This window comes from Arthrobacter sp. UYCu723, assembly GCF_054059215.1.
On record NZ_JBSSBW010000001.1, the window covers coordinates 2,685,741 to 2,704,564 of the forward strand.

20 protein-coding genes and 1 tRNA gene are annotated in these 18,824 nt (G+C 67.2%); 15 read left to right on the plus strand and 6 right to left on the minus strand.

Annotated features, from left to right (window positions below; genetic code table 11):
* Positions 1-184 precede the first annotated feature (184 nt).
* From ACVWZ8_RS12630 to ACVWZ8_RS12655, 6 genes are all read left to right on the plus strand, one after another.
* Entirely contained in the window at positions 185-799 is a 615-nt protein-coding gene (locus tag ACVWZ8_RS12630; protein ID WP_426979022.1) for a nitrobindin family protein, read from the plus strand.
* A gap of 70 nt (positions 800-869) precedes the next feature.
* The gene (locus tag ACVWZ8_RS12635) at positions 870-1,604 is read left to right on the plus strand and encodes a flavodoxin family protein (protein WP_456504822.1); all 735 of its coding nucleotides are present in this window, start codon (positions 870-872) and stop codon (positions 1,602-1,604) included.
* Positions 1,605-1,626: 22 nt separating this feature from the next.
* Positions 1,627-2,709, plus strand: a complete 1,083-nt coding sequence (gene ygfZ, locus ACVWZ8_RS12640) for a CAF17-like 4Fe-4S cluster assembly/insertion protein YgfZ (protein WP_426979018.1) — start codon at positions 1,627-1,629, stop codon at positions 2,707-2,709.
* A complete protein-coding gene (locus ACVWZ8_RS12645) occupies positions 2,706-3,101 on the plus strand; it encodes an ankyrin repeat domain-containing protein (RefSeq protein WP_426979016.1) in 396 nt (131 codons plus the stop codon). The genes ygfZ and ACVWZ8_RS12645 overlap by 4 nt, the downstream gene beginning before the upstream one ends.
* A gap of 138 nt (positions 3,102-3,239) precedes the next feature.
* Complete coding sequence (locus ACVWZ8_RS12650; RefSeq protein WP_456504823.1) at positions 3,240-3,803, plus strand: PadR family transcriptional regulator; 564 nt, start codon at positions 3,240-3,242, stop codon at positions 3,801-3,803.
* A 68-nt stretch (positions 3,804-3,871) separates the two neighbouring features.
* Positions 3,872-5,401 (plus strand): DHA2 family efflux MFS transporter permease subunit, encoded by a 1,530-nt coding sequence (locus ACVWZ8_RS12655; protein ID WP_456504824.1) that lies wholly within the window; start codon positions 3,872-3,874, stop codon positions 5,399-5,401.
* An 18-nt stretch (positions 5,402-5,419) separates the two neighbouring features.
* Here the strand turns inward: ACVWZ8_RS12655 and ACVWZ8_RS12660 are convergent, their stop codons facing one another.
* The 5 genes from ACVWZ8_RS12660 to ACVWZ8_RS12680 all read right to left on the minus strand — a co-directional run bounded on the left by ACVWZ8_RS12660 (position 5,420) and on the right by ACVWZ8_RS12680 (position 9,532).
* Entirely contained in the window at positions 5,420-6,130 is a 711-nt protein-coding gene (locus ACVWZ8_RS12660; RefSeq protein ID WP_456504825.1) for a GNAT family N-acetyltransferase, read from the minus strand.
* Between the two features lie 79 nt (positions 6,131-6,209).
* On the minus strand, positions 6,210-7,235 hold the full coding sequence (locus tag ACVWZ8_RS12665; RefSeq protein WP_426979010.1) for a 6-phosphofructokinase: 1,026 nt from the start codon (positions 7,233-7,235) through the stop codon (positions 6,210-6,212).
* Positions 7,236-7,440: 205 nt separating this feature from the next.
* Positions 7,441-7,695, minus strand: coding sequence for a PspC domain-containing protein (locus tag ACVWZ8_RS12670; protein WP_426979009.1), 255 nt, complete (start codon positions 7,693-7,695; stop codon positions 7,441-7,443).
* 3 nt (positions 7,696-7,698) lie between these two features.
* Positions 7,699-8,007, minus strand: coding sequence for a hypothetical protein (locus ACVWZ8_RS12675; RefSeq protein ID WP_426979008.1), 309 nt, complete (start codon positions 8,005-8,007; stop codon positions 7,699-7,701).
* 1 nt (position 8,008) lies between these two features.
* A complete protein-coding gene (locus ACVWZ8_RS12680) occupies positions 8,009-9,532 on the minus strand; it encodes a PspC domain-containing protein (protein ID WP_456504826.1) in 1,524 nt (507 codons plus the stop codon).
* A gap of 124 nt (positions 9,533-9,656) precedes the next feature.
* Here ACVWZ8_RS12680 and ACVWZ8_RS12685 point away from each other — a divergent pair, with 124 nt between their 5' ends.
* Together ACVWZ8_RS12685 and ACVWZ8_RS12690 are read left to right on the plus strand one after the other, a co-directional pair.
* Positions 9,657-11,120 (plus strand): ATP-binding protein, encoded by a 1,464-nt coding sequence (locus ACVWZ8_RS12685; RefSeq protein ID WP_426979005.1) that lies wholly within the window; start codon positions 9,657-9,659, stop codon positions 11,118-11,120.
* Positions 11,117-11,791, plus strand: a complete 675-nt coding sequence (locus ACVWZ8_RS12690; RefSeq protein ID WP_426979003.1) for a LuxR C-terminal-related transcriptional regulator — start codon at positions 11,117-11,119, stop codon at positions 11,789-11,791. Before ACVWZ8_RS12685 ends, ACVWZ8_RS12690 begins: the two co-directional genes overlap by 4 nt.
* 11 nt (positions 11,792-11,802) lie before the next feature.
* Here the strand turns inward: ACVWZ8_RS12690 and ACVWZ8_RS12695 are convergent, their stop codons facing one another.
* A complete protein-coding gene (locus ACVWZ8_RS12695) occupies positions 11,803-13,020 on the minus strand; it encodes a pyridoxal phosphate-dependent aminotransferase (RefSeq protein ID WP_426979001.1) in 1,218 nt (405 codons plus the stop codon).
* 276 nt (positions 13,021-13,296) lie between these two features.
* Here ACVWZ8_RS12695 and ACVWZ8_RS12700 point away from each other — a divergent pair.
* The 7 genes from ACVWZ8_RS12700 to ACVWZ8_RS12730 all read left to right on the plus strand — a co-directional run bounded on the left by ACVWZ8_RS12700 (position 13,297) and on the right by ACVWZ8_RS12730 (position 18,668).
* Positions 13,297-13,369, plus strand: a tRNA-Trp gene (locus ACVWZ8_RS12700).
* Positions 13,370-13,447: 78 nt separating this feature from the next.
* Complete coding sequence (secE, locus tag ACVWZ8_RS12705) at positions 13,448-13,732, plus strand: preprotein translocase subunit SecE (RefSeq protein ID WP_426979000.1); 285 nt, start codon at positions 13,448-13,450, stop codon at positions 13,730-13,732.
* Positions 13,733-13,846: 114 nt separating this feature from the next.
* A complete protein-coding gene (gene nusG, locus ACVWZ8_RS12710; RefSeq protein ID WP_426978998.1) occupies positions 13,847-14,746 on the plus strand; it encodes a transcription termination/antitermination protein NusG in 900 nt (299 codons plus the stop codon).
* 129 nt (positions 14,747-14,875) lie between these two features.
* Positions 14,876-15,307, plus strand: a complete 432-nt coding sequence (gene rplK / locus ACVWZ8_RS12715) for a 50S ribosomal protein L11 (RefSeq protein WP_024365990.1) — start codon at positions 14,876-14,878, stop codon at positions 15,305-15,307.
* A 189-nt stretch (positions 15,308-15,496) separates the two neighbouring features.
* Positions 15,497-16,204: a 50S ribosomal protein L1 gene (gene rplA, locus ACVWZ8_RS12720; RefSeq protein WP_354240704.1), complete on the plus strand. Its 708-nt coding sequence runs from the start codon at positions 15,497-15,499 to the stop codon at positions 16,202-16,204.
* Positions 16,205-16,297: 93 nt separating this feature from the next.
* Positions 16,298-17,425: a GNAT family N-acetyltransferase gene (locus ACVWZ8_RS12725; protein WP_426978997.1), complete on the plus strand. Its 1,128-nt coding sequence runs from the start codon at positions 16,298-16,300 to the stop codon at positions 17,423-17,425.
* 133 nt (positions 17,426-17,558) lie between these two features.
* Positions 17,559-18,668 (plus strand): GNAT family N-acetyltransferase, encoded by a 1,110-nt coding sequence (locus ACVWZ8_RS12730; RefSeq protein ID WP_426978995.1) that lies wholly within the window; start codon positions 17,559-17,561, stop codon positions 18,666-18,668.
* The last annotated feature ends 156 nt before the right edge of the window (positions 18,669-18,824 follow it).

Consider the following 18,824-nt stretch of genomic DNA (forward strand, 5'->3'; position numbering starts at 1 on the left):
CGCGTTAGGATGACATCATGTCCGTACTTGCATTTGAGATCTTTTTCCTTGTTCTGCTTGGCATCGCCAGCCTTTCCATGGCTTGGTTCGCCGGCTTTGTGGTGTACCGCCTCTTCACAGGCCAGAAGTAGACAGCCAGAAGCTAAGACCCGTCCAGAAGCCGTAGTTTCCAGAGGTAGCCACCGTGCCTATTGAAATACCTACAGATCTGACACCCGAAATCGTTCCCCTGTCCTGGCTCATTGGTGAGTGGGAGGGCCCCGGCCGCCTTGGCGCCGGGGACGAGGACTCCGAGCACTTCCTGCAGCACGTCTCCTTCACCCACAACGGCCTGCCGTACCTCCAGTACCGGGCCGAGAGCTGGCTGACCGACGACGAGGGCACCAGGTTGCGTCCGCTGGCTGTGGAAACCGGCTTTTGGGCCCTCGAGCGCAAGCAGCGCGAAGAGGACAGCGGGCCAGGCCTGACTCCGGGTGACATTGTCCCGGTCCTCAAGAGCGCCGACGAGGTCGAGGCCCTGCGCAACAGCGACGGAGGCTTCGACATTTCAGTCTCCGTCGCCCACCCCGGCGGGATCTCCGAGCTGTACTACGGCCAGATCAAGGGCCCCCAGATCCAGCTGAGCACCGACATGGTGATGCGCGGAAGCCATTCGAAGGAATACACTGCCGCCACCCGGATCTTCGGACTCGTGGACGGCAAGCTGCTGTGGCGCTGGGACGTGGCGACCGGCAAGGGTTCGACGCCGGGTGGCGGGCTGGAGGCACACGCCTCCGCCATCCTCGACAAACTCAGCTGACGGCTCTGCCAGGAGCGTTTGAGGTCTCACTGATTTTCAGTTGTCCGCAACGAACGCAGGGAGCAAGGCAGTGACTGAAGAAGTAGCCACCCCCGTGGGCAAGAAGAGCTACAGCGATCTCAAAGCCGTGTACTTCAACGGCACGCTCAAGAAGTCGCCGGAGACCTCCAACACCCAGGGCCTGATCGACATCAGCCGCCGGATCATGGAGAAGCAGGGCGTCACCACCCGGGTGATCCGCACGGTGGATCACGACATCGCCAGCGGCGTGTATCCGGACATGCGCGAGCACGGCTGGCAGAGCGATGAATGGCCCGAGCTCTACCCCGCCGTCCGGGAAGCAGACATCGTCGTCATAGCCGGACCCATCTGGCTGGGCGACAACTCCTCGCAGACCAAGAAGCTGATCGAACGCCTCTACGCGCACTCGGGCCAGCTGAACGAGAAGGGCCAGTGGGCCTTCTACCCCAAGGCGGGAGGCTGCCTCATCACCGGCAACGAGGACGGCATCAAGCACTGCGCCATGAACGTCCTCTACAGCCTCCAGCACATCGGCTTCACCATTCCCCCGCAGGCCGACGCCGGCTGGATCGGCGCCGTCGGGCCCGGGCCGAGCTACCTCGACGAAGGCTCCGGCGGCCCGGAAAGCGACTTCACTAACCGCAACACCACCTTCATGACGTGGAACCTGCTGCACCTGGCCCGGATGCTCAAGGACGCCGGCGGCATCCCGGCCTACGGGAACCTGCCCGAGGCCTGGAAGGCCGGTACCCGTTACGACTTCGAAAATCCGGAATACCGCTAGACCCTGAGGACTTCTACTAGATATGACTTACACGAGCCCATTGTTGTCGCGCCCGGGCGCGGTCGAAGCCGGCGGCGCTGACGCGGGCGTCGCCTCCCACTACGGTGAGCCGCTGCGCGAGCAGCGGGCGCTGGCCGCCGGCACCGCCGTCGTCGATCTCTCCCAGCGCGGGGTGGTCACGGTGAGCGGGCCGGACCGGCTGAGCTGGCTCAACACCCTGTCCTCCCAACAGGTGACCAGCCTGCCGGCCGGCCAGTCCACCGAACTGCTGCTTCTCAGCGTGCAGGGCAGGATTGAATTCGACGCGCACGTGGTGGACGACGGCGCGACCACCTGGCTGATCGTGGAGGCGGCCGAGGCCGCGCCGCTGGCCGAATGGCTCAACCGGATGAAGTTCATGCTCCGGGTCGAGATCACGGACGTTTCGGCGGACTGGGCCGTGCTGGGCGCCACCCGCCCGGTCCCGGAGTGGTCCGGGCTGCAGGTCTGGGAGGATCCCTGGCCGCACGTCGGCACCGGCGGCTACTCCTACGCCGTCGTGGGCGAGGACGCCCATCCCGGGCTGGAACGTCCCTGGTTCGAATACCTCGTCCCCGCAACGGAGCTCGGAGCCACAGTGGGAGAACGGCCGCTTGCCGGCGTCTGGGCAGCCGAGGCGCTGCGCATCGCCGCGTGGCGGCCCCGCTGGGGTGCCGAAACCGATGACAAGACCATCCCGCACGAACTCGACCTGCTCCGCACCGCCGTGCACCTGAACAAGGGCTGCTACAAGGGCCAGGAAACCGTGGCCCGCGTCCACAACCTGGGACACCCGCCGCGCCGGCTGGTCTTCCTGCAGCTCGACGGCTCGCAACACACCCTGCCCGCCGCCGGCAGCGAGGTCCGCGTGGGTGACCGCAGGATCGGCACCGTGACCTCCGTGGCGCAGCACTACGAAATGGGGCCGGTGGCCCTCGCCGTCATCAAGCGCTCCGTGGCACCGGAGGAAGTCCTGACCGTCCTCGACGGCGACGAGCCCTACACCGCGGCGCAGGAAGTCATAGTGGCTCCGGACGCCGGCCAGGTCGTCGGACGGCAGACCGGATTCCTGAGGGGGACCCGGTGACAGGCGGGACCGCCGCGCCGGATGACGAGACGCTCGCCCTGGCCCATAAGCTCTTCGATGCGGCCCGGGACGGGGACAATGCGCTCCTCGGCAGCTACTTCGCCGCGGGGGCGCCCGCAACACTGACCAACTCCGGCGGGGACTCCCTGCTGATGCTGGCGGCCTACCACGGCCATGCCGGCACCGTCCGGCTGATCCTGCAGCACGGCGGTGACGCCAATGCCGCCAACGACCGTGGCCAGACGCCCCTCGCCGGAGCCGTGTTCAAGGGCTACTCCGATGTCGTGGAGGCGCTCGTGGAGGCGGGAGCCGATCCCGATGCGGGCACGCCCTCCGCGCGGGCCGCCGCGCAGATGTTCGCGCGCACGGACATTATCGCGCTGCTCGGCTGAGCACGCGCCGGGCGGCTTCCGGGGCATCTTGCGTCCTAATACTCCCTGTGGAATAGTTCTTGTGGAATAGCCGCTGCTTTGAAGGACTGCGCTGATGGACCCTGCGCTGATGGACCCTGCACTGAAGGACCCTGCACCATGGCCCGAGCCACGCCTCTGACGGCCCTGGGCGTCGCCGCACTCTCCCTGCTGGTGGAGGAGCCGATGCATCCCTACGAGATGTACCAGCTCCTGATGGCCCGGCACGAAGACCGGCTCGTCAAGGTCCGCCCGGGAACGCTCTACCATGCTGTCGGACGGCTGGAAGAGCAGGGGCTGGTCGAGGCCACGGGCACCGACCGTGAGGGCAACCGTCCCGAACGCACCACCTATGAGATCTCCGAGGCGGGCCGGGAAGCCCTGATCCAAAGGCTCCAGGACATGCTCGCCAAGCCTGTCAACGAGTACCCTTCGTTCCCGCTGGCCATCTCGGAGGCGTACAACCTGCCGGCCGGCGTCGTGGTTGAACTGCTCGGCCTGCGTCTGGCGGACCTGCAGGGGCAGTTGAACTTCCTCGTCGCCGCGGAGGAACGGGTCCAGGCGAAAGGCGTCGAGCGCAAGTACTGGATCGACCTGGCGTACCAGCAGACCATGCTGCGCGCCGAGATCGGCTGGATCCGGAACCTCCAGGACCAGCTCGGTGGCGGACAGTTGCACTGGTAGCCCCTTCCGGAAGCGGGTCCGCCCCTTCCGCATTCTTATCAACCCACCCATCAGCACTTAAGGAATCCATGGAAAACGTAGCCAGGCCGTGGCCGGCACTCTGGTCCCTGGTGATCGGCTTCTTCATGATCCTGATCGACACGACCATCGTCTCGGTGGCCAACCCCAAGATCATGGAAGGCCTGAACGCTGACATCAACGCGGTGATCTGGGTGACCAGCGCCTACCTGCTCGCCTACGCCGTGCCGCTGCTCATCACCGGCCGGCTGGGTGACCGCTTCGGCCCGAAAAAGCTCTACCTGACGGGGCTCGTGGTCTTCACGCTGGCCTCGCTCTGGTGCGGTCTGTCCGGCGACGTCCAGACACTCATCGAGGCCCGGGTGCTCCAGGGCTTCGGCGCAGCGCTGATGACACCGCAGACCATGGCTGTCATCACCCGGATCTTCCCGCCGGACCGCCGCGGGGCCGCGATGGGCATCTGGGGCGCCACAGCCGGCGTCGCCACCCTGGTGGGACCGATCCTCGGCGGTGTCCTCGTGGACGGCCTCGGCTGGGAATGGATCTTCTTCATCAACATCCCCGTGGGCATCGTCGGCTTCATCCTGGCCCTGCGCTACGTTCCGGCCCTCAGCACCCACCCGCACAAGTTCGACATCCCCGGCGTGCTGCTCAGCGCCGTCGGGCTCTTCCTGCTGGTTTTCGGGATCCAGGAGGGCGAGACCTACAACTGGGGGACCATCACCGGACCCATCACGGTCGGGGGGCTCATCATCGCCGGCCTGGTGGTCCTGGCGGCCTTCGTGGAGTGGCAGCGGTACAACAAGGGTGAGCCGCTGCTGCCGCTCTCACTCTTCAAGGACCGCAACTTCTCCCTGGCGAACATCGGCATCACCACGGTCGGTTTCACGGTGACGGCCTTCACCCTGCCGCTGATCTTCTACTACCAGATCGTCCGCGGCCTGACCCCGACCCAGTCCGCGCTCATGATGGTCCCGATGGCGCTGATCTCGGGCGGCCTCGCCCCCGTCGTCGGCAAGATCATCGACCGGGTCAACCCGAAATACATCACCGCGTCAGGCCTGCTGCTGATGTCCGTGGCGCTGTTCTGGAACGCAGCCCTGATGCACCCGGATACGCCGATCTGGCTGTTCCTGCTGCCCAGCGCCGTGCTCGGCTTCGCCAACGCCGGGATCTGGGCGCCGCTGAGCACCACCGCCACCCGGAACCTGCCGCCCCGGCAGGCGGGAGCCGGCGCCGGCGTCTACAACACCACGCGCCAGATCGGCGCGGTCCTTGGCAGCGCCGCCATCGCGGTGCTGATCCAGGCCCGGCTCGCGGCGGAGCTCCCGGCAGCTCCGGGAGGGTCCGGGGACGCCAGCCCGATGTCGTTTGGCGGCACCCTGCCGGCGGCTTTGCACGAGGGCTTCTCGACGGCGATGGGCCAGTCCATCCTGCTGCCCGCGGCGGTCATCCTGCTCGGTGCCGCGGTGGCGCTGTTCTTCGCCAAACCCCAGCCGACGCACGGCTGGGGCGGCGCCCCCGGGTCCTCGCCGGCGCAGGCCTCAGCCGGTGAGCAGTCCGCGGCCAGGCGGCGCTGACGTCAGCCGGCATCCGGATCAGCCCAGCAGCACGCTGGTCTGGATGCCGCCGGCGGCAAAGCCCACGCTCCGGGCGATGGCGAGGGAGCCCTTGTTGCTGACGTCGGAGCGCCATTGGAGCGTCAGGCCGGAGGCGAGCGCCTCGTGGGCGGCGATCGAGGCCGCCAGCGAGCCCAGGCCCCGGCGGCGCCACTCCGGATCCACCAGGACGCGGACGTCGGCGAGGATCCCCTCCCACTCCGCGTACGCCCCGCACGCGACGGGAACGGACCGGCCGTCGTCGTCGCGCATGATCGTGTAGCGGTGCGGCAGCTCGGACAACCGCACCTCGTTGACGTCGTCCGGCGGGCAGCGGCCTTCCAGCTCCACGGCGTCCGGGTTCCCGTGCGAGACGGTGAGCTCCTCGGCGGGCTGCAGCAGGGGCAATTCGTCCGCGAAAAAGAGTGCTGCCGCGCCCAGGCCGTGGCCGCCATGCGGCCGGGTAAGGGTGAGGAGGGTGACGTGCTGGGCGAGTTCCTCATCGGAAATCCCGACGGCGGCATCCAGTACCCAGTGCGGCCCCACCAGGGCGGAGGCGCCGAACAGGCGGACGAAGTCGACCGTGCGGCGGGACTCGTCCGCCCGGGTGAGGCGTTCGCCGGCGGAAGCGGCGAGGTCGGCGTCGGCGAATCCCAGGTGGCGCGCCCACGCGAGATGGATAATGTCAGCGGAACCGGGCTCAAGACTCATGACTCAACCCTACCTACCGGCGGCAGCACCGGCGGCGCGGCCGGGAGGCCGTCACGAATCCCTCGCAGCCGGACACGGCTCAGCCGAAGAGGACAGCAGCCTCGTCATAACGGTCCTGCGGGACGGTCTTCAGGTTGCCGAGGGCGGCGTCGAAGGCCACGTGGACTATGTCGGTGCCGTTGAGGGACACCATGGTTCCCCAGCGCCCTTCCACTACCGAGTCGATGGCAGCCATGCCCAGGCGGGTGGCCAGCACGCGGTCGAACGCCGTCGGGACACCGCCGCGCTGGATGTGGCCGAGGACGGTGGCGCGGGTCTCGATGCCCGTCAGGGCCTCGAGTTCGGGGGCGAGGCGTTCGGCGATGCCGCCCAGACGGGGCCGGCCGAAGGTGTCCATGCCGCGTTCGGAGTGCGGCGTCTCCTGGCCGTCCGGGACGAAGCCCTCCGCCACGACCACGAGGGGAGCGCGGCCACGGTCGTGGGCAGATTGGACCCAGTCCGCGATCTGCTGCATCGAGGCTTTCTGCTCCGGGATCAGGATGGCGTGGGCACCGGAGGCCATGCCGGCGTGCAGCGCGATCCAGCCCACGTGGCGGCCCATGACCTCGGCGATCATGCAGCGGTGGTGGGATTCTCCCGTGGTGCGCAAGCGGTCGATCGCCTCGGTGGCGATCTCCACGGCGGTGTCGAAGCCGAAGGTGTAGTCCGTGGCGTCGAGGTCGTTGTCGACCGTCTTGGGGACTCCCACGATCTTCAGCCCGGCATCCGTGAGCCGCTTGGCCGCTGCCAGGGTTCCTTCGCCGCCGATGGCGATGATGGCGTCGATACCGAGGCGGTCCATGTTGGCCTTGATGACCTCGGGGCCGCCGTTGTTTTCGAAGGGGTTGGTGCGGGAGGTGCCAAGGATGGTCCCGCCCTGCTTGGCGATGCCGCGGACCAGGGTCCGGGGGATGTCGATGATGTCACCCTCGACGACGCCGCGCCAGCCGTCCAGGAATCCCACGAATTCGTGGCCGTGGACGGCGATGCCCTTCAGGACGGCGCCACGGATGACGGCGTTCAGCCCGGGGCAGTCTCCGCCGCTGGTGAGGATTCCAATTTTCATGTCTCTGCTCAAATCCTGGTTCGAAGGTATACAGGCAGAGCGCCACGCTGAGCTCACCCTAGAGTCTAATGGCGGATGTGGGGCAGGACACAAACGGTTACTACGGCGAAGTGCCCCCACCGTTAAGGCGGGGGCACTGGAAGTGGCACTTCGGGATCGGTCCGGCTACCGGGTCCGGCTACCGGGCCCGGCTCAGCGGACGACCTCAGGGCCGGGTCGAGCGCTTCTCGAGGAAGGACTCGAGCACGATTGCGTTCCGCTGGTCCGGAAGGATCAGCCACGCCGCGAGGTAGAAGACGAAAGCGGGGCCGGGGAGCAGGGCGAAAAGCAGGAATGCGATCCGGACGAACGCCACGTCGACGTTCAGTTTGGCGGCGATCCCGCCGCAGACCCCGCCCAACCAGCGCTGCGGACCACGTTTCAGGCCAAGGCCCCTGACGGTGCTGAAGAATTTATCCATGGTTCAAGACTTCCCTGTTGATGAATCTTTGTCACGTCCGCGGGCTGAGAGCAGCCCGCCTATCACGAGTGCGGCCCCGGCTCCGATCATCAGGCCGATCAAGACATAGGTGCCGTTCAGGGCCACCAAACCAAGCCTGGAGACGATGATCAGCGCGGCGAGGGCCAGCACGATCAGCCCCCAGACGATGGTCCCGACGCGGGCCGGGGAACCGTTCCGCGGTTCCGACTCTGCCGGCTGCAGCGCAGTGGTCGGCACGCTGCCCGCGGCGCTGCTTGTCGACTTGCCTGCCGCTGATTCATAGCTGCTCATGTCAGTTTCCTTCCTGGATCGTCACGTTACTCACGGTGCCGGAGATCCTGAGGATCAGCCGCGCCCCGGGCTGGCCCGTGTTGTAGTCGTTCTGCTGGGTGGTCATGCCGCCGTGGCTCCGGCCGCCCTCGTTGAGGTTGCCCATAGTCATGTCGGCCTGGATCTGCACGGGCACGGTCTGCGGGATGATCACGGTCACATTGCTCGCCGTGACGTCGACGGGGACGACGACGTCGGAGCCCAGCGGCGGGTTGAGTGCCAGCCTGGTGAGGTCAACGGTGCCCCTGCCGCCGGTGATCTCAAACCCGCCCCGCGCCTGCTCGATGCTGGCCGGGGACCAGTCGGCGTTCTGGAAGCGGAACCTGTCGCCGTTCGGGACCACGTTGAAGATGCCGCCGATGATCAAGGCCACCACGGCGAAGAACCCGAGGATGCCAGAGGTGCGTCCGCGGAGCCCTGCGACGAGGATCCCGAGGCCCAGGACAGCCGCCCCGCTTGCCCACACGACGGCGTTGCTTGAGTCGCCGAGGCCGATCACGTGGGCGGCGTCGAGCGCCTTGAGGCCGCCGCCGACGAGGAGGGCGAGCCCGGCCGTTACTGCCACGGCCGGGGCGCCGGGGCCAAGGTTGCGGGGCTTGGCCGGGGGGACAGGATCCCCGCCGGGGCCGGGGCGGTAACCGCCACCGGGTGGGGGCGTCGGGCCGGACGGCGGCGGTGCGCCCCAGGCCGGGCCGGGCACCGTTGACTGGTCATACCCGGACTGGCCGTAGCTGGGCTGGCCGGCCGGGGCTGCATGGCTTGCCGGGCCGCCGGGATGGGCGCGCGAGGATATACCGTCTGTTCCGTTCCGGGTCTTATGGCGTCGGGCCAGGTAGTAGATGAGGTAGCCGATGCCGCCCAGCCAGACGACGGTCCAGATGAAACCGCCGAAGTCGTGGCGGTCCCAGCCCCAGACGCCGCTGCCCAGGCCGGGCAGGCCGATGAGCGTGGTGATCAGTGCGCCGGTCATCCCGCCGCTCCACCGGCCTGCGGCGGCCTCTTGCACGTGGATCCGACCGTCGGGTTCGGGCAGCAGAGCCCAGGCGAGACCGTAAAGGAGCACGCCGACGCCCGCGAAAATGGCCAGGACAATGAAGATGCCGCGGACGATCAGCGGGTCGACGCCGAGCCGCTGCGCGATGCCGTTGGCAACGCCACCTACCCAGCGGTCACGTCCGCGGTGGATTCCCTGGCTCCGGACCCAGTCGAAAAAAGACTGCGACTGGGTACCGGCCGGCGGAGGTGTGGCGCCGTAGTAGGGCGGGTACAAGGGCGGGGCCTCCGGAGTGGGACCGCTGCGCGGAACGTCCGGTGCGCTCTGGGCGCCGGCGTCCGCCGGAAAATCCAACGGGATGGTCGGGGAAGTGCCGGCCGGAGGGGAGGCCGGAGTCTCCGAGGCGGCGGAAGAGGCTTCGGAGGGTCCACTGCCCGCCGCGGGGCTGGACGGGTCCTGGCTTTCATCGGGGTGCGGAGTGTGCGGATTCATACTTCGATCCTCCCGTTCGCGGCGTTTCCGCTCTACTGGGGGATACCCTGAACTGTCCCTGAGTCATCCCTGGTCGGGGGCGAAAACCGGTCCGGGGAACCCTGATCCGTGCTTGGATTGATGCATGACAACCGCCGTTCCCCGCCCGCCGCTGGTCCGCGGCGGCGACCGTGTGATTGCCGGCGTGTGCGCGGGCCTCGCCAATCACTTGGGCTGGCCGGTGCGGATGGTCCGGATCGGCATGGTGGTCGCGGCGCTCGCCGGCGGCGCCGGCGTCGCGTTCTACGCCTGGCTCTGGATCATGGTCCCCACGGCGGACGAAAGCGCCAAGCGCAATGCCCGCCTTCCGGCGTCGCCCATTGCCCCGGCGGTGAGCGCGCCGTTTGTCGACCCTTACCCGGGTGCTTACCAGGGCCCCGCGCCTGCAGGCTACGGGGCACCCCCGGATTTGCCGTCGCAGTCCACGGGCCCCTTCTTCGCGGGGGACCCTGGGGCGCAGGACGCTCCGGCACCGACCCGGGGCCCGGCCGCTGCGGCCGCTGCGTCCACTGCGGCTATGGGGCGTTGGCCGAACCGGGTCCGGAGCATGCCGTACGGAAAGGAGATCCTGCTTGGATCCGGCCTGCTGCTGGCCGCGGGAATCCTGATCGCCCGGCTGCTCGGACTGGATGTTCCGCTGGGGACCCTTATCCCGGTGGCCGCCATTCTGGGCGGCGCCGCCATCGCCTGGATGCAATTGGACGAGACCCGCCGGGCGGGACTCGTGGACAAGACCAAGGCCGACCAGGCCGGCGGCTGGGCCCGGCTCGCGGCCGGACTCGCGCTGGTAGTGGCCGGTGTCCTGGTGATGGTCTCCGGCTCGGGTTCGTGGGAGCAGACCTGGCTGGCTTTGCTGGCCTCCGTCGCGGTGCTCGGCGGTGTGGCCCTGGTGCTACTGCCCTGGGGGCTGAAGTTCTGGCGCGACCTCGAGGCGGAACGCGCCGGCCGCGTCCGAGCCACGGAACGGGCCGAGATCGCCGCCCACCTGCACGACTCGGTGCTCCAGACTTTGGCGCTGATCCAGCGGCGCGCCGGCAACGAGCACGACGTCGTGCGGCTCGCCCGCGCCCAGGAACGCGAGCTGAGGGGCTGGCTGTACCGGGACCCGGGCAAGGAAGCCGGGCAACTGTCGGAAGGCATCAAGGTGGCCGCGGCGGACGTGGAAGATGCGCTGGGCCACGCCGTCGAAGTCGTGAGTGTGGGGGACTGCGCCATGACTGAACGGCACGAGGCCCTGGTGCAGGCAGCCCGCGAGGCCATGCTCAACGCTGCCCGCCACGGCGGAGGCGCCGTGTCCGTCTACCTGGAAGTGACCGACGGCGCCGCGGAAGTCTTTGTGAAGGACCGCGGGCCCGGGTTCGATCCGGATTCGGTCCCCGCCGACCGGCTCGGCGTCCGCGAATCGATCATCGGCCGGATGATCAGGCACGGCGGCACCGCCGCCATCAGCAGCAACCCGGACGGCACCGAGGTCCGGCTCCGGCTGCCACTGCCCGCCGCCACGGCCGCCAGCACGGCCACCGCCGACAACGGAGAGGTAAAACTGTGAGCAACGCAGATACAGGAGGGGCGCCCCGGGCAATCCGTGTCGTCATCGTGGATGACCACGCCATCTTCCGGTCCGGTCTCAAGGCCGACCTGGACACCGCCATCGTCGTCGCGGGGGAAGCCGGAACGGTCGACGAAGCCATTGCGGTCATCGCCGCGGTGCGCCCCGACGTCGTGCTGCTGGACGTCCACCTGCCCGGCGGTCTCGGCGGCGGCGGCCGGGAGGTGATTGCCGGCTCCGTCCCGCTGCTGGGCAGCACGCGGTTCCTGGCCCTGAGTGTTTCCGACGCGGCGGAAGACGTCGTCTCGGTCATCCGGGCGGGCGCGCGCGGCTATGTCACCAAGACCATTTCCGGCGCGGAAATTTCCGACGCCGTCCGCCGGGTCGCCGGGGGCGACGCCGTCTTTTCGCCCCGGCTCGCGGGCTTCGTCCTGGACGCCTTCGGCACCGCACCCGCGGACATCGCCGACGACGAATTGGACCGGCTCTCCGGCCGGGAACTCGAGGTGATGCGGCTGATTGCCCGCGGCTACAGCTACAAGGAAGTCGCCAAGGAGCTGTTCATCTCGATCAAGACGGTCGAAACCCACGTCTCGGCGGTGCTGCGCAAACTCCAGCTCTCCAGCCGGCACGAACTGACCCGCTGGGCGGCCGAACGCCGCCTCCTCTGACCCGGAGGATCCTATTTGGCCTTGCCGAGGAAGTCCTGCAGACGGGCGACGCCGGTGGCCAGGTCCTCGTCACCCAGGGCGTAGGACAGGCGGAGGTAGCCGGAGGGGCCGAACGCCTCGCCCGGAACCACTGCAACCTCGACCTCGTCCAGGATCAGCGCGGCCAGCTCGGCGGACGTCGCGGGCCGGACCGGTCCGTTGGCGGACGGGAATTCCTTGCCCAGCAGGGCGCGGACGTCCGCGTAGACGTAGAACGCACCCTTCGGCGTCGGACACTCAACGCCCTCGATGGCGTTCAGGCCCGCGACAATAGCCTTGCGGCGGCGGTCGAAAGCGAGTTTCATCTCGTCGACGGCGGTCAGCGGGCCGGAGACCGCCGCGAGGGCCGCAACCTGCGGGATGTTCGAGACGTTGGACGTGGCGTGCGACTGCAGGTTCGTGGCGGCCTTGATGACGTCGGCCGGGCCGATCATCCAGCCCACCCGCCAGCCGGTCATGGCGTAGGTCTTGGCCACGCCGTTGAGGATGACCACCTTGTCGCCCAGTTCCGGGACGGCAGTGGCGATCGAGGTGAAGGGCACGCCGTCGTAGGTCAGGTGCTCGTAGATCTCGTCGGTGACCACCCACAGTCCCTTGGAGGCAGCCCACTGGCCGATTGCCCTGACCTGCTCGGGCGAGTACACGGCACCGGTGGGGTTGGACGGGGAGACGAAGAGGAGGATCTTGGTGCGGTCCGTGAGGGCGGCGTCCAGCTGCTCCACGGTGACCAGATAGTCCTGTTCCGGCCCGGCGAACACCTCGACGGGCACGCCGCCGGCAAGACGGATGGCCTCCGGATAAGTGGTCCAGAACGGCGTCGGGACAATGACCTCGTCGCCCGGATCCAGCAGGGTAGCGAAGGTGTTGTAGACCGCCTGTTTGCCGCCGTTTGTGACCAGCACCTGGGAAGCCTCGGCCTTGTAGCCGGAATCCCGGAAGGTCTTGTCCGCGATGGCCTGCTTCAGCTCGGGCAACCCGGCGGCAGGGGAGTAGCGGTGGTACTTCGGCTGGCTGGCGGCGTCGATCGCGGCCTGCACAATGTAGCCGGGGGTCGGGAAATCGGGTTCCCCGGCGCCGAAGCCGATGACCGGCCGGCCGGCCGCCTTCAGCGCCTTCGCCTTGGCATCGACGGCCAGTGTGGCGGATTCGGCAATGGCGGAAATGCGCTGTGAAATGCGGGCGGCAGGCATGGCGGGTCCATTCTTCGCTTGGAGCTGGAGGGCTGCTTGTGGGATTCGACGAAATCTACTCTATGCTGTTCAGCGGATCGCCCGGGGTGACGGCGTGGAAGTGTGACTGCAGGTGAGTCAGGCGCTTTTCGCAGACACGCCAGGGTGTCCGGAAGAGCCCGGTTCGACGTAGGCGCAGTTGTTGCGTAGACTGGTTCTCCGGTGTTGAAAACACGATGATGGTCTGCGCCTCAGGAAAGTCTGGGGTAAGCGCAGTCGGATGGGTTTTCGATCCATAGGGTAGTGGCGCAATTGGTAGCGCAGCGGTCTCCAAAACCGCAGGTTGCAGGTTCGAGTCCTGTCTGCCCTGCGCAAGCTGTTCCGGGTGAACCGGAGCAGGCGCAGCAACCATGGTTCAGTTTAGAGCCGGGTATCCGACATTGCGAGGATGAGTGAGGACCAGGTGACCGAAACAGCTGCCAGCAGCTCCAAGGGCCGCCCCGCCAAGAATGCCGCCAGGGCTGGCTTCTTCGCTCGCATTGCGCTCTTCGTCCGCCAGGTAATCGGCGAACTGAAGAAGGTCGTCGCACCGACCCGCAAGGAACTGATCAACTACACGCTCGTGGTGCTGGTGTTCGTGGTCATCATGATGCTCATCGTCACCCTGCTGGACCTGGCCTTCGGGACCGGAGTGAGCTGGGTCTTCGGCGGTAAGGGCGCCACGGACCGCTGACGCGACCGGTCCGCAGACTGCGTGGAATTTCCCGGGTAACGGGAGCGTCCGCGGAGTGTGCGGAATTGAGTCATTTAAATAGGCATGTTAGGCAATGAGGAAGCAGGAGACCAAGTGTCTGAGCAGGAGCTCGAGGTAACCGAGACTGAGCTGGATAAGAGCCAGGACGCCGCGGTGGAAGCCGGGGAAGAGTCCGAGGCTGTGTCTGCTGCGCCCGAATCCGACGTCGCCGACGAGGCTGTAGCCGATGAAGAAGCCGGCGAGTCCGGCGAGGAAGCAACCGGCGACGAAGAAGCAGACGAGTCCGGCGACGCAGAGACCGACGACGAAGCAGGCGAGTCCGGCGCGGAAGCAACCGACGAAGAAGCAGACGAGTCCGGCGACGTTCTGGTTGCCGCCGCTGCTGCCGCCGAGGTGGACCCGGCCGATGAGTTCAAGGCCAAGCTGCGCCGCCAGGAGGGTGACTGGTACGTCATCCACTCCTACGCAGGTTACGAAAACCGCGTCAAGGCAAACCTTGAGACCCGCATCCAGACCCTGGACATGGAAGATTACATCTTCGAAATCCAGGTTCCGATGGAGGAAGTCGTTGAGATCAAGAACGCCCAGCGCAAGGTTATCAACCGTGTCCGCATCCCCGGCTACGTCCTGGTCCGCATGGATCTGACAGATGCCTCCTGGGGCGCCGTCCGCCACACGCCCGGTGTTACCGGCTTCGTGGGGAACGCCCACAACCCGGTTCCGCTGCGCCTCGACGAGGTCTTCTCCATGCTCGCCCCGGTCTTCGAAGAAGAGCAGGCCGAGAAGGGCAAACCCGTCAAGCACGCCGCCGCGCACGTCGACGTCGACTTCGAGGTCGGCGAGTCGGTCATCGTCAAGGAGGGCCCCTTCGAGACCCTTCCTGCCACGATCTCCGAGATCAAGGTGGATTCCCAGACCCTCGTGGTGCTGGTCTCCATCTTCGAGCGCGAGACCCCGGTCACCCTGGCGTTCAACCAGGTCAGCAAGATCTAGCTTTCCGCACAGAATTCGCACCGGACTGCCCGCTTAGCAGCCCGAGGCGGCCGGCCGCCTCGCCATGGCGGCCACCAACCTGAGGCACGCTCCTGTGTCCCAGGACGTAATTGAGAGAAGGACCCTACATTGGCTCCCAAGAAGAAGGTCACCGGCCTCATCAAGCTGCAGATCCAGGCAGGTGCCGCTAACCCGGCCCCGCCGATCGGTCCTGCGCTTGGCCAGCACGGTGTCAACATCATGGAATTCTGCAAGGCGTACAACGCTGCGACGGAAGCCCAGCGCGGCAACGTTATTCCGGTTGAAATCACGGTCTACGAGGACCGTTCATTCACGTTCATCACCAAGACCCCGCCAGCCGCGGAACTCATCAAGAAGGCTGCAGGCGTTGCCAAGGGTTCACCCACCCCGCACACCGTCAAGGTTGCCAAGCTGACCCAGGCCCAGGTCAACGAGATCGCCACCACCAAGATGGAAGACCTCAACGCCACCAGCCTGGAAGGCGCCGCGAAGATCATCGCCGGCACCGCCCGCTCCATGGGTATCACCGTCGAAGGCTGATTGCCTTTCCGCTGATGCGGCACCGGAACCGGGCAACCGGCGTCGACGCCGTCCAGCACCGCCGGGCAACCGGCACCACCTAAACATTGAAATGTCGGAAATCCGGTCCGGATAAAACAGCCGGAAATCCGACTGTGGCAGGGCCCAGCGCGGTCCGCAGACCACAACTGCACAAGGAGAATAAGCAGCATGGCAAAGCGCAGCAAAGCATATGAGGCAGCCGCCGCCAAGATCGACGCGGAGAAGTTCTACGCGCCGTTCGAGGCAGTGACGCTGGCCAAGGACACCAACCCGTCCAAGTTCGACGCCACCGTTGAGGTTGCTTTCCGCCTGGGCGTTGACCCTCGCAAGGCCGACCAGATGGTCCGCGGCACCGTTATCCTGCCGCACGGCACGGGTAAGGTCGCCCGCGTCCTCGTCTTCGCGACGGGCGACAAGGCCGAGGCAGCAATCGCTGCCGGCGCCGACTTCGTTGGTTCCGATGACCTGATCGAAAAGATCGCAGCCGGCTGGACCGACTTCGACGCTGCCGTCGCCACCCCTGACCTCATGGGCAAGGTTGGCCGCCTCGGTAAGGTCCTGGGTCCTCGTAACCTGATGCCGAACCCGAAGACTGGCACCGTGACCGCTGACGTCGCCAAGGCCGTCAACGACATCAAGGGCGGCAAGATCGACTTCCGCGTCGACAAGCACTCGAACCTGCACTTCATCATCGGCAAGGTTTCGTTCGACGCCATGAAGCTGGCCGAGAACTACGCAGCCGCTCTGGAAGAGGTCCTTCGCCTCAAGCCGTCCGCTTCCAAGGGACGCTACATCCAGAAGGCTACCGTCGCCACCACGTTTGGCCCGGGCATCTCGGTTGACCCCAACGTCACCAAGGTCCTGACCGAGGTCTAAGCCTCACCTGTCTTACAGTAAGCAGCAGAAAAGACCGTCCCGCATCCGCGGGGCGGTCTTTCTTGCATTCAGTGAGCCGGTTAGGCTGGCCCGGTGACGACTGCGCCGTACCTCATCGAACCCCTCGTCCTCCCGGCCGCCGTGGATTCCGCCGACGCCGGCGATTTCCTGGAACTCGGGGAACTGTGCGACGCCATGACGCTCGCCGCGTGGGGCAACCTGGACCGCGCAACACCGCCCGCGGCCCGGCTCCACTTCTGGCGGGACCACTCCTACCGGCAGATCCGGCTCTTTTTCGTGCGGCAGGACGACCGGATGGTGGGCCGGTCGTGGGTCCGGTGTGAACAGCAGGAAAACCTCGGCAGCGCCCTGATCCACGTCGAAGTACTCAAGGAGTTTTGCGGCCGGGGGATCGGCAGGACCTTACTCCGGCACGCAGAGGAACTGGCCCTCGCGGAGGGACGCACTATCCTGCAGAGCTTCACGGAGCACCCCGCCGATTTCGACGTCGACGGGCCGGCCGTGCTGAGGCCCGCCACCGGATCCGGAGCGCTGCCCGCTGAGGCGCGGGGCGTCCGCTTTGCGGTGAAGGCCGGCTACCGCCTGGAGCAGGTGGAGCGCTTCAGTGCCTTGGACGTGCCGCAACACGCCGCCACCTGGGATGGCCTGGAGCGGGAGGCGCTAACCAGGGCGGGGGACGAGTATGAGCTGGAGTCCTGGACAGACCGCTGCCCGGACGGTCGTGCCGAGCAGCTGGCCGTGCTGATGTCCAAGATGAGCACGGACGCGCCCACCGGAGAGCTCAGCTATGACCCGGAGCGGTGGGACGTGGCACGGGTCCGTCACGTCGAAGACACCTGGAAGCGGGCCGGCCTGACCACCCTCGTGGCGGCCGCGAGGCACCGCGGCAGCGGGGAACTGGCCGCGTACTCGGTACTGCAGCTCTCGCCGATGAAACCGTGGCTGGCCGATCAGGACGACACCCTGGTGGCAGCCAGCCACCGCGGGCACCGGCTGGGCCTGCTGGTCAAGATCCGTAACCTGCGCCGGCTCCGGTCCGAGTACCCGGGAGTGGAACGCGTGATCACGTTCAACGCCGAGGAAAACGACCACATGCTGGCGATCAACATCGCGCTCGGCTTCCGGCCCGCGGGGTACGACGGCGAATGGCAGCGGGTCGTCGCGGCCGCCGGCCCGGACGGCCGCGGGCCCCGCGAGTGACGCCGGTCAGAGGCGCAGGAAGCAACCCATGGAACGGCGGACCAAACCGGCATATGCTGGCGGTTGAAGCCCGGGCTAAGCCGGGTTTCCGGCACCCGTAGTGGATGGCAGAACGGCTGAGATGATGTCCTCTATGGCAAACGATGTGCGGATTGAGCAGCTGTGGATCCCGGACTCCGTGGACGGGCCGGACGCGGCCGACTTCCTGGCCGCCATCGAAGTGGGCCGCAAGGTGCGCATGCAGACCTGGGGGAGCGACGACCTCGCGTACGCCCCGCAGGAAAAGTTGCTCGAAATGGCGGACCCCTATGAACGCCAGGTGATCCTCGTGGCCAGGATCGGCGGCGAGATCGTCGGGACCGTCGACATCGCGCTGCCGCTTGCGGACAACCTCGACCTCGCCGAATTCACTCTCGACATCCTGCCGGAGTTCCAGGGCCAGGGCGTGGGCCGGCAACTGCTCGAGGCCGCGGAACACTTCGCCCGCGACGAGGGCCGGCACACCATCCTGATCGACACCAACCATCCGGGTGCGTCGCTGGGCGACAGCGAGGCCGGGCAGCTCGTGCCCGGCAGCGGCCTCGGCTTCGTTCCGCTGGGCAGCCGCGAGGTGGAGTTCGCCCGGCACACCGGCTACACCCTGCAGCACATCGAACAGTTCAGTTCCTGCGCCCTTCCGCTGGACAGCATGCTCGTCGCCGAGCTGGAGGCCGAGGCCGAGGAAGCCAACGGGGGCCGCTACTGCCTGCACCACTGGACGGACCGGTGCCCGGACCAGTGGCTCGAAGCCGTGGCGGCGCTGGAAAACCGGGCGGGCGAGGACGGGGTGCCGGGCGCCGAAGCTGAAGACATGGTGTTCGACGGCGGCATCCTCCGCGAGGCCGAAGAAGTCGCCATCGCGCAGGGCCGCCGGACGGTAGTCACCGCCGTCGAACACATCGCCAGCGGTGAGCTCGTTGGCCTGACCACCATCAGCGTCCTCGGGCTGCGCCCCGACGTCGTGTTCCAGGATGACACGGTGGTCCTGCAGGAGCACCGCGGCAATAAGCTCGGCCTGCTGATCAAGGTTGCCAACATGGAACGGCTCACCGAACAATTCCCGGACGCCAGGGTCCTCTACACCTGGAACGCCCCGGAAAACCGGTACCTGCTCAAGGTCAACCAGCAGCTCGGCTTCACCACTGCGGGCGTGACGGGGATCTGGCAAAAAGAACTGCCGGACTTCGGGCCAAGCATCAGCTGAACACCGGGCGGCTGAACCTGTTGCGCCCCGATTTGCAGCACACGCACCGCGTCCCGTACGCTTGGAGGACCAAAGACCGTCGGTTGTTGGAAATCCACTCTCCCAAGCAAGACTCACTTCTGCAGTCGCGCCGGGGAGAGCCAGTGGATCTCCAGA

Bases quoted from the DNA above. Each gene is read 5' to 3' on its own strand.
- ygfZ (WP_426979018.1), top strand. From the start codon at position 1,627: ATGACTTACACGAGCCCATTGTTGTCGCGCCCGGGCGCGGTCGAAGCC.
- ACVWZ8_RS12650 (WP_456504823.1), top strand. From the start codon at position 3,240: ATGGCCCGAGCCACGCCTCTGACGGCCCTGGGCGTCGCCGCACTCTCC.
- ACVWZ8_RS12655 (WP_456504824.1), top strand. From the start codon at position 3,872: ATGGAAAACGTAGCCAGGCCGTGGCCGGCACTCTGGTCCCTGGTGATC.
- ACVWZ8_RS12660 (WP_456504825.1), bottom strand. From the start codon at position 6,130: ATGAGTCTTGAGCCCGGTTCCGCTGACATTATCCATCTCGCGTGGGCG.
- ACVWZ8_RS12665 (WP_426979010.1), bottom strand. From the start codon at position 7,235: ATGAAAATTGGAATCCTCACCAGCGGCGGAGACTGCCCCGGGCTGAAC.
- ACVWZ8_RS12670 (WP_426979009.1), bottom strand. From the start codon at position 7,695: ATGGATAAATTCTTCAGCACCGTCAGGGGCCTTGGCCTGAAACGTGGT.
- ACVWZ8_RS12675 (WP_426979008.1), bottom strand. From the start codon at position 8,007: ATGAGCAGCTATGAATCAGCGGCAGGCAAGTCGACAAGCAGCGCCGCG.
- ACVWZ8_RS12680 (WP_456504826.1), bottom strand. From the start codon at position 9,532: ATGAATCCGCACACTCCGCACCCCGATGAAAGCCAGGACCCGTCCAGC.
- ACVWZ8_RS12685 (WP_426979005.1), top strand. From the start codon at position 9,657: ATGACAACCGCCGTTCCCCGCCCGCCGCTGGTCCGCGGCGGCGACCGT.
- ACVWZ8_RS12695 (WP_426979001.1), bottom strand. From the start codon at position 13,020: ATGCCTGCCGCCCGCATTTCACAGCGCATTTCCGCCATTGCCGAATCC.
- secE (WP_426979000.1), top strand. From the start codon at position 13,448: ATGAGTGAGGACCAGGTGACCGAAACAGCTGCCAGCAGCTCCAAGGGC.
- rplA (WP_354240704.1), top strand. From the start codon at position 15,497: ATGGCAAAGCGCAGCAAAGCATATGAGGCAGCCGCCGCCAAGATCGAC.
- ACVWZ8_RS12730 (WP_426978995.1), top strand. From the start codon at position 17,559: ATGGCAAACGATGTGCGGATTGAGCAGCTGTGGATCCCGGACTCCGTG.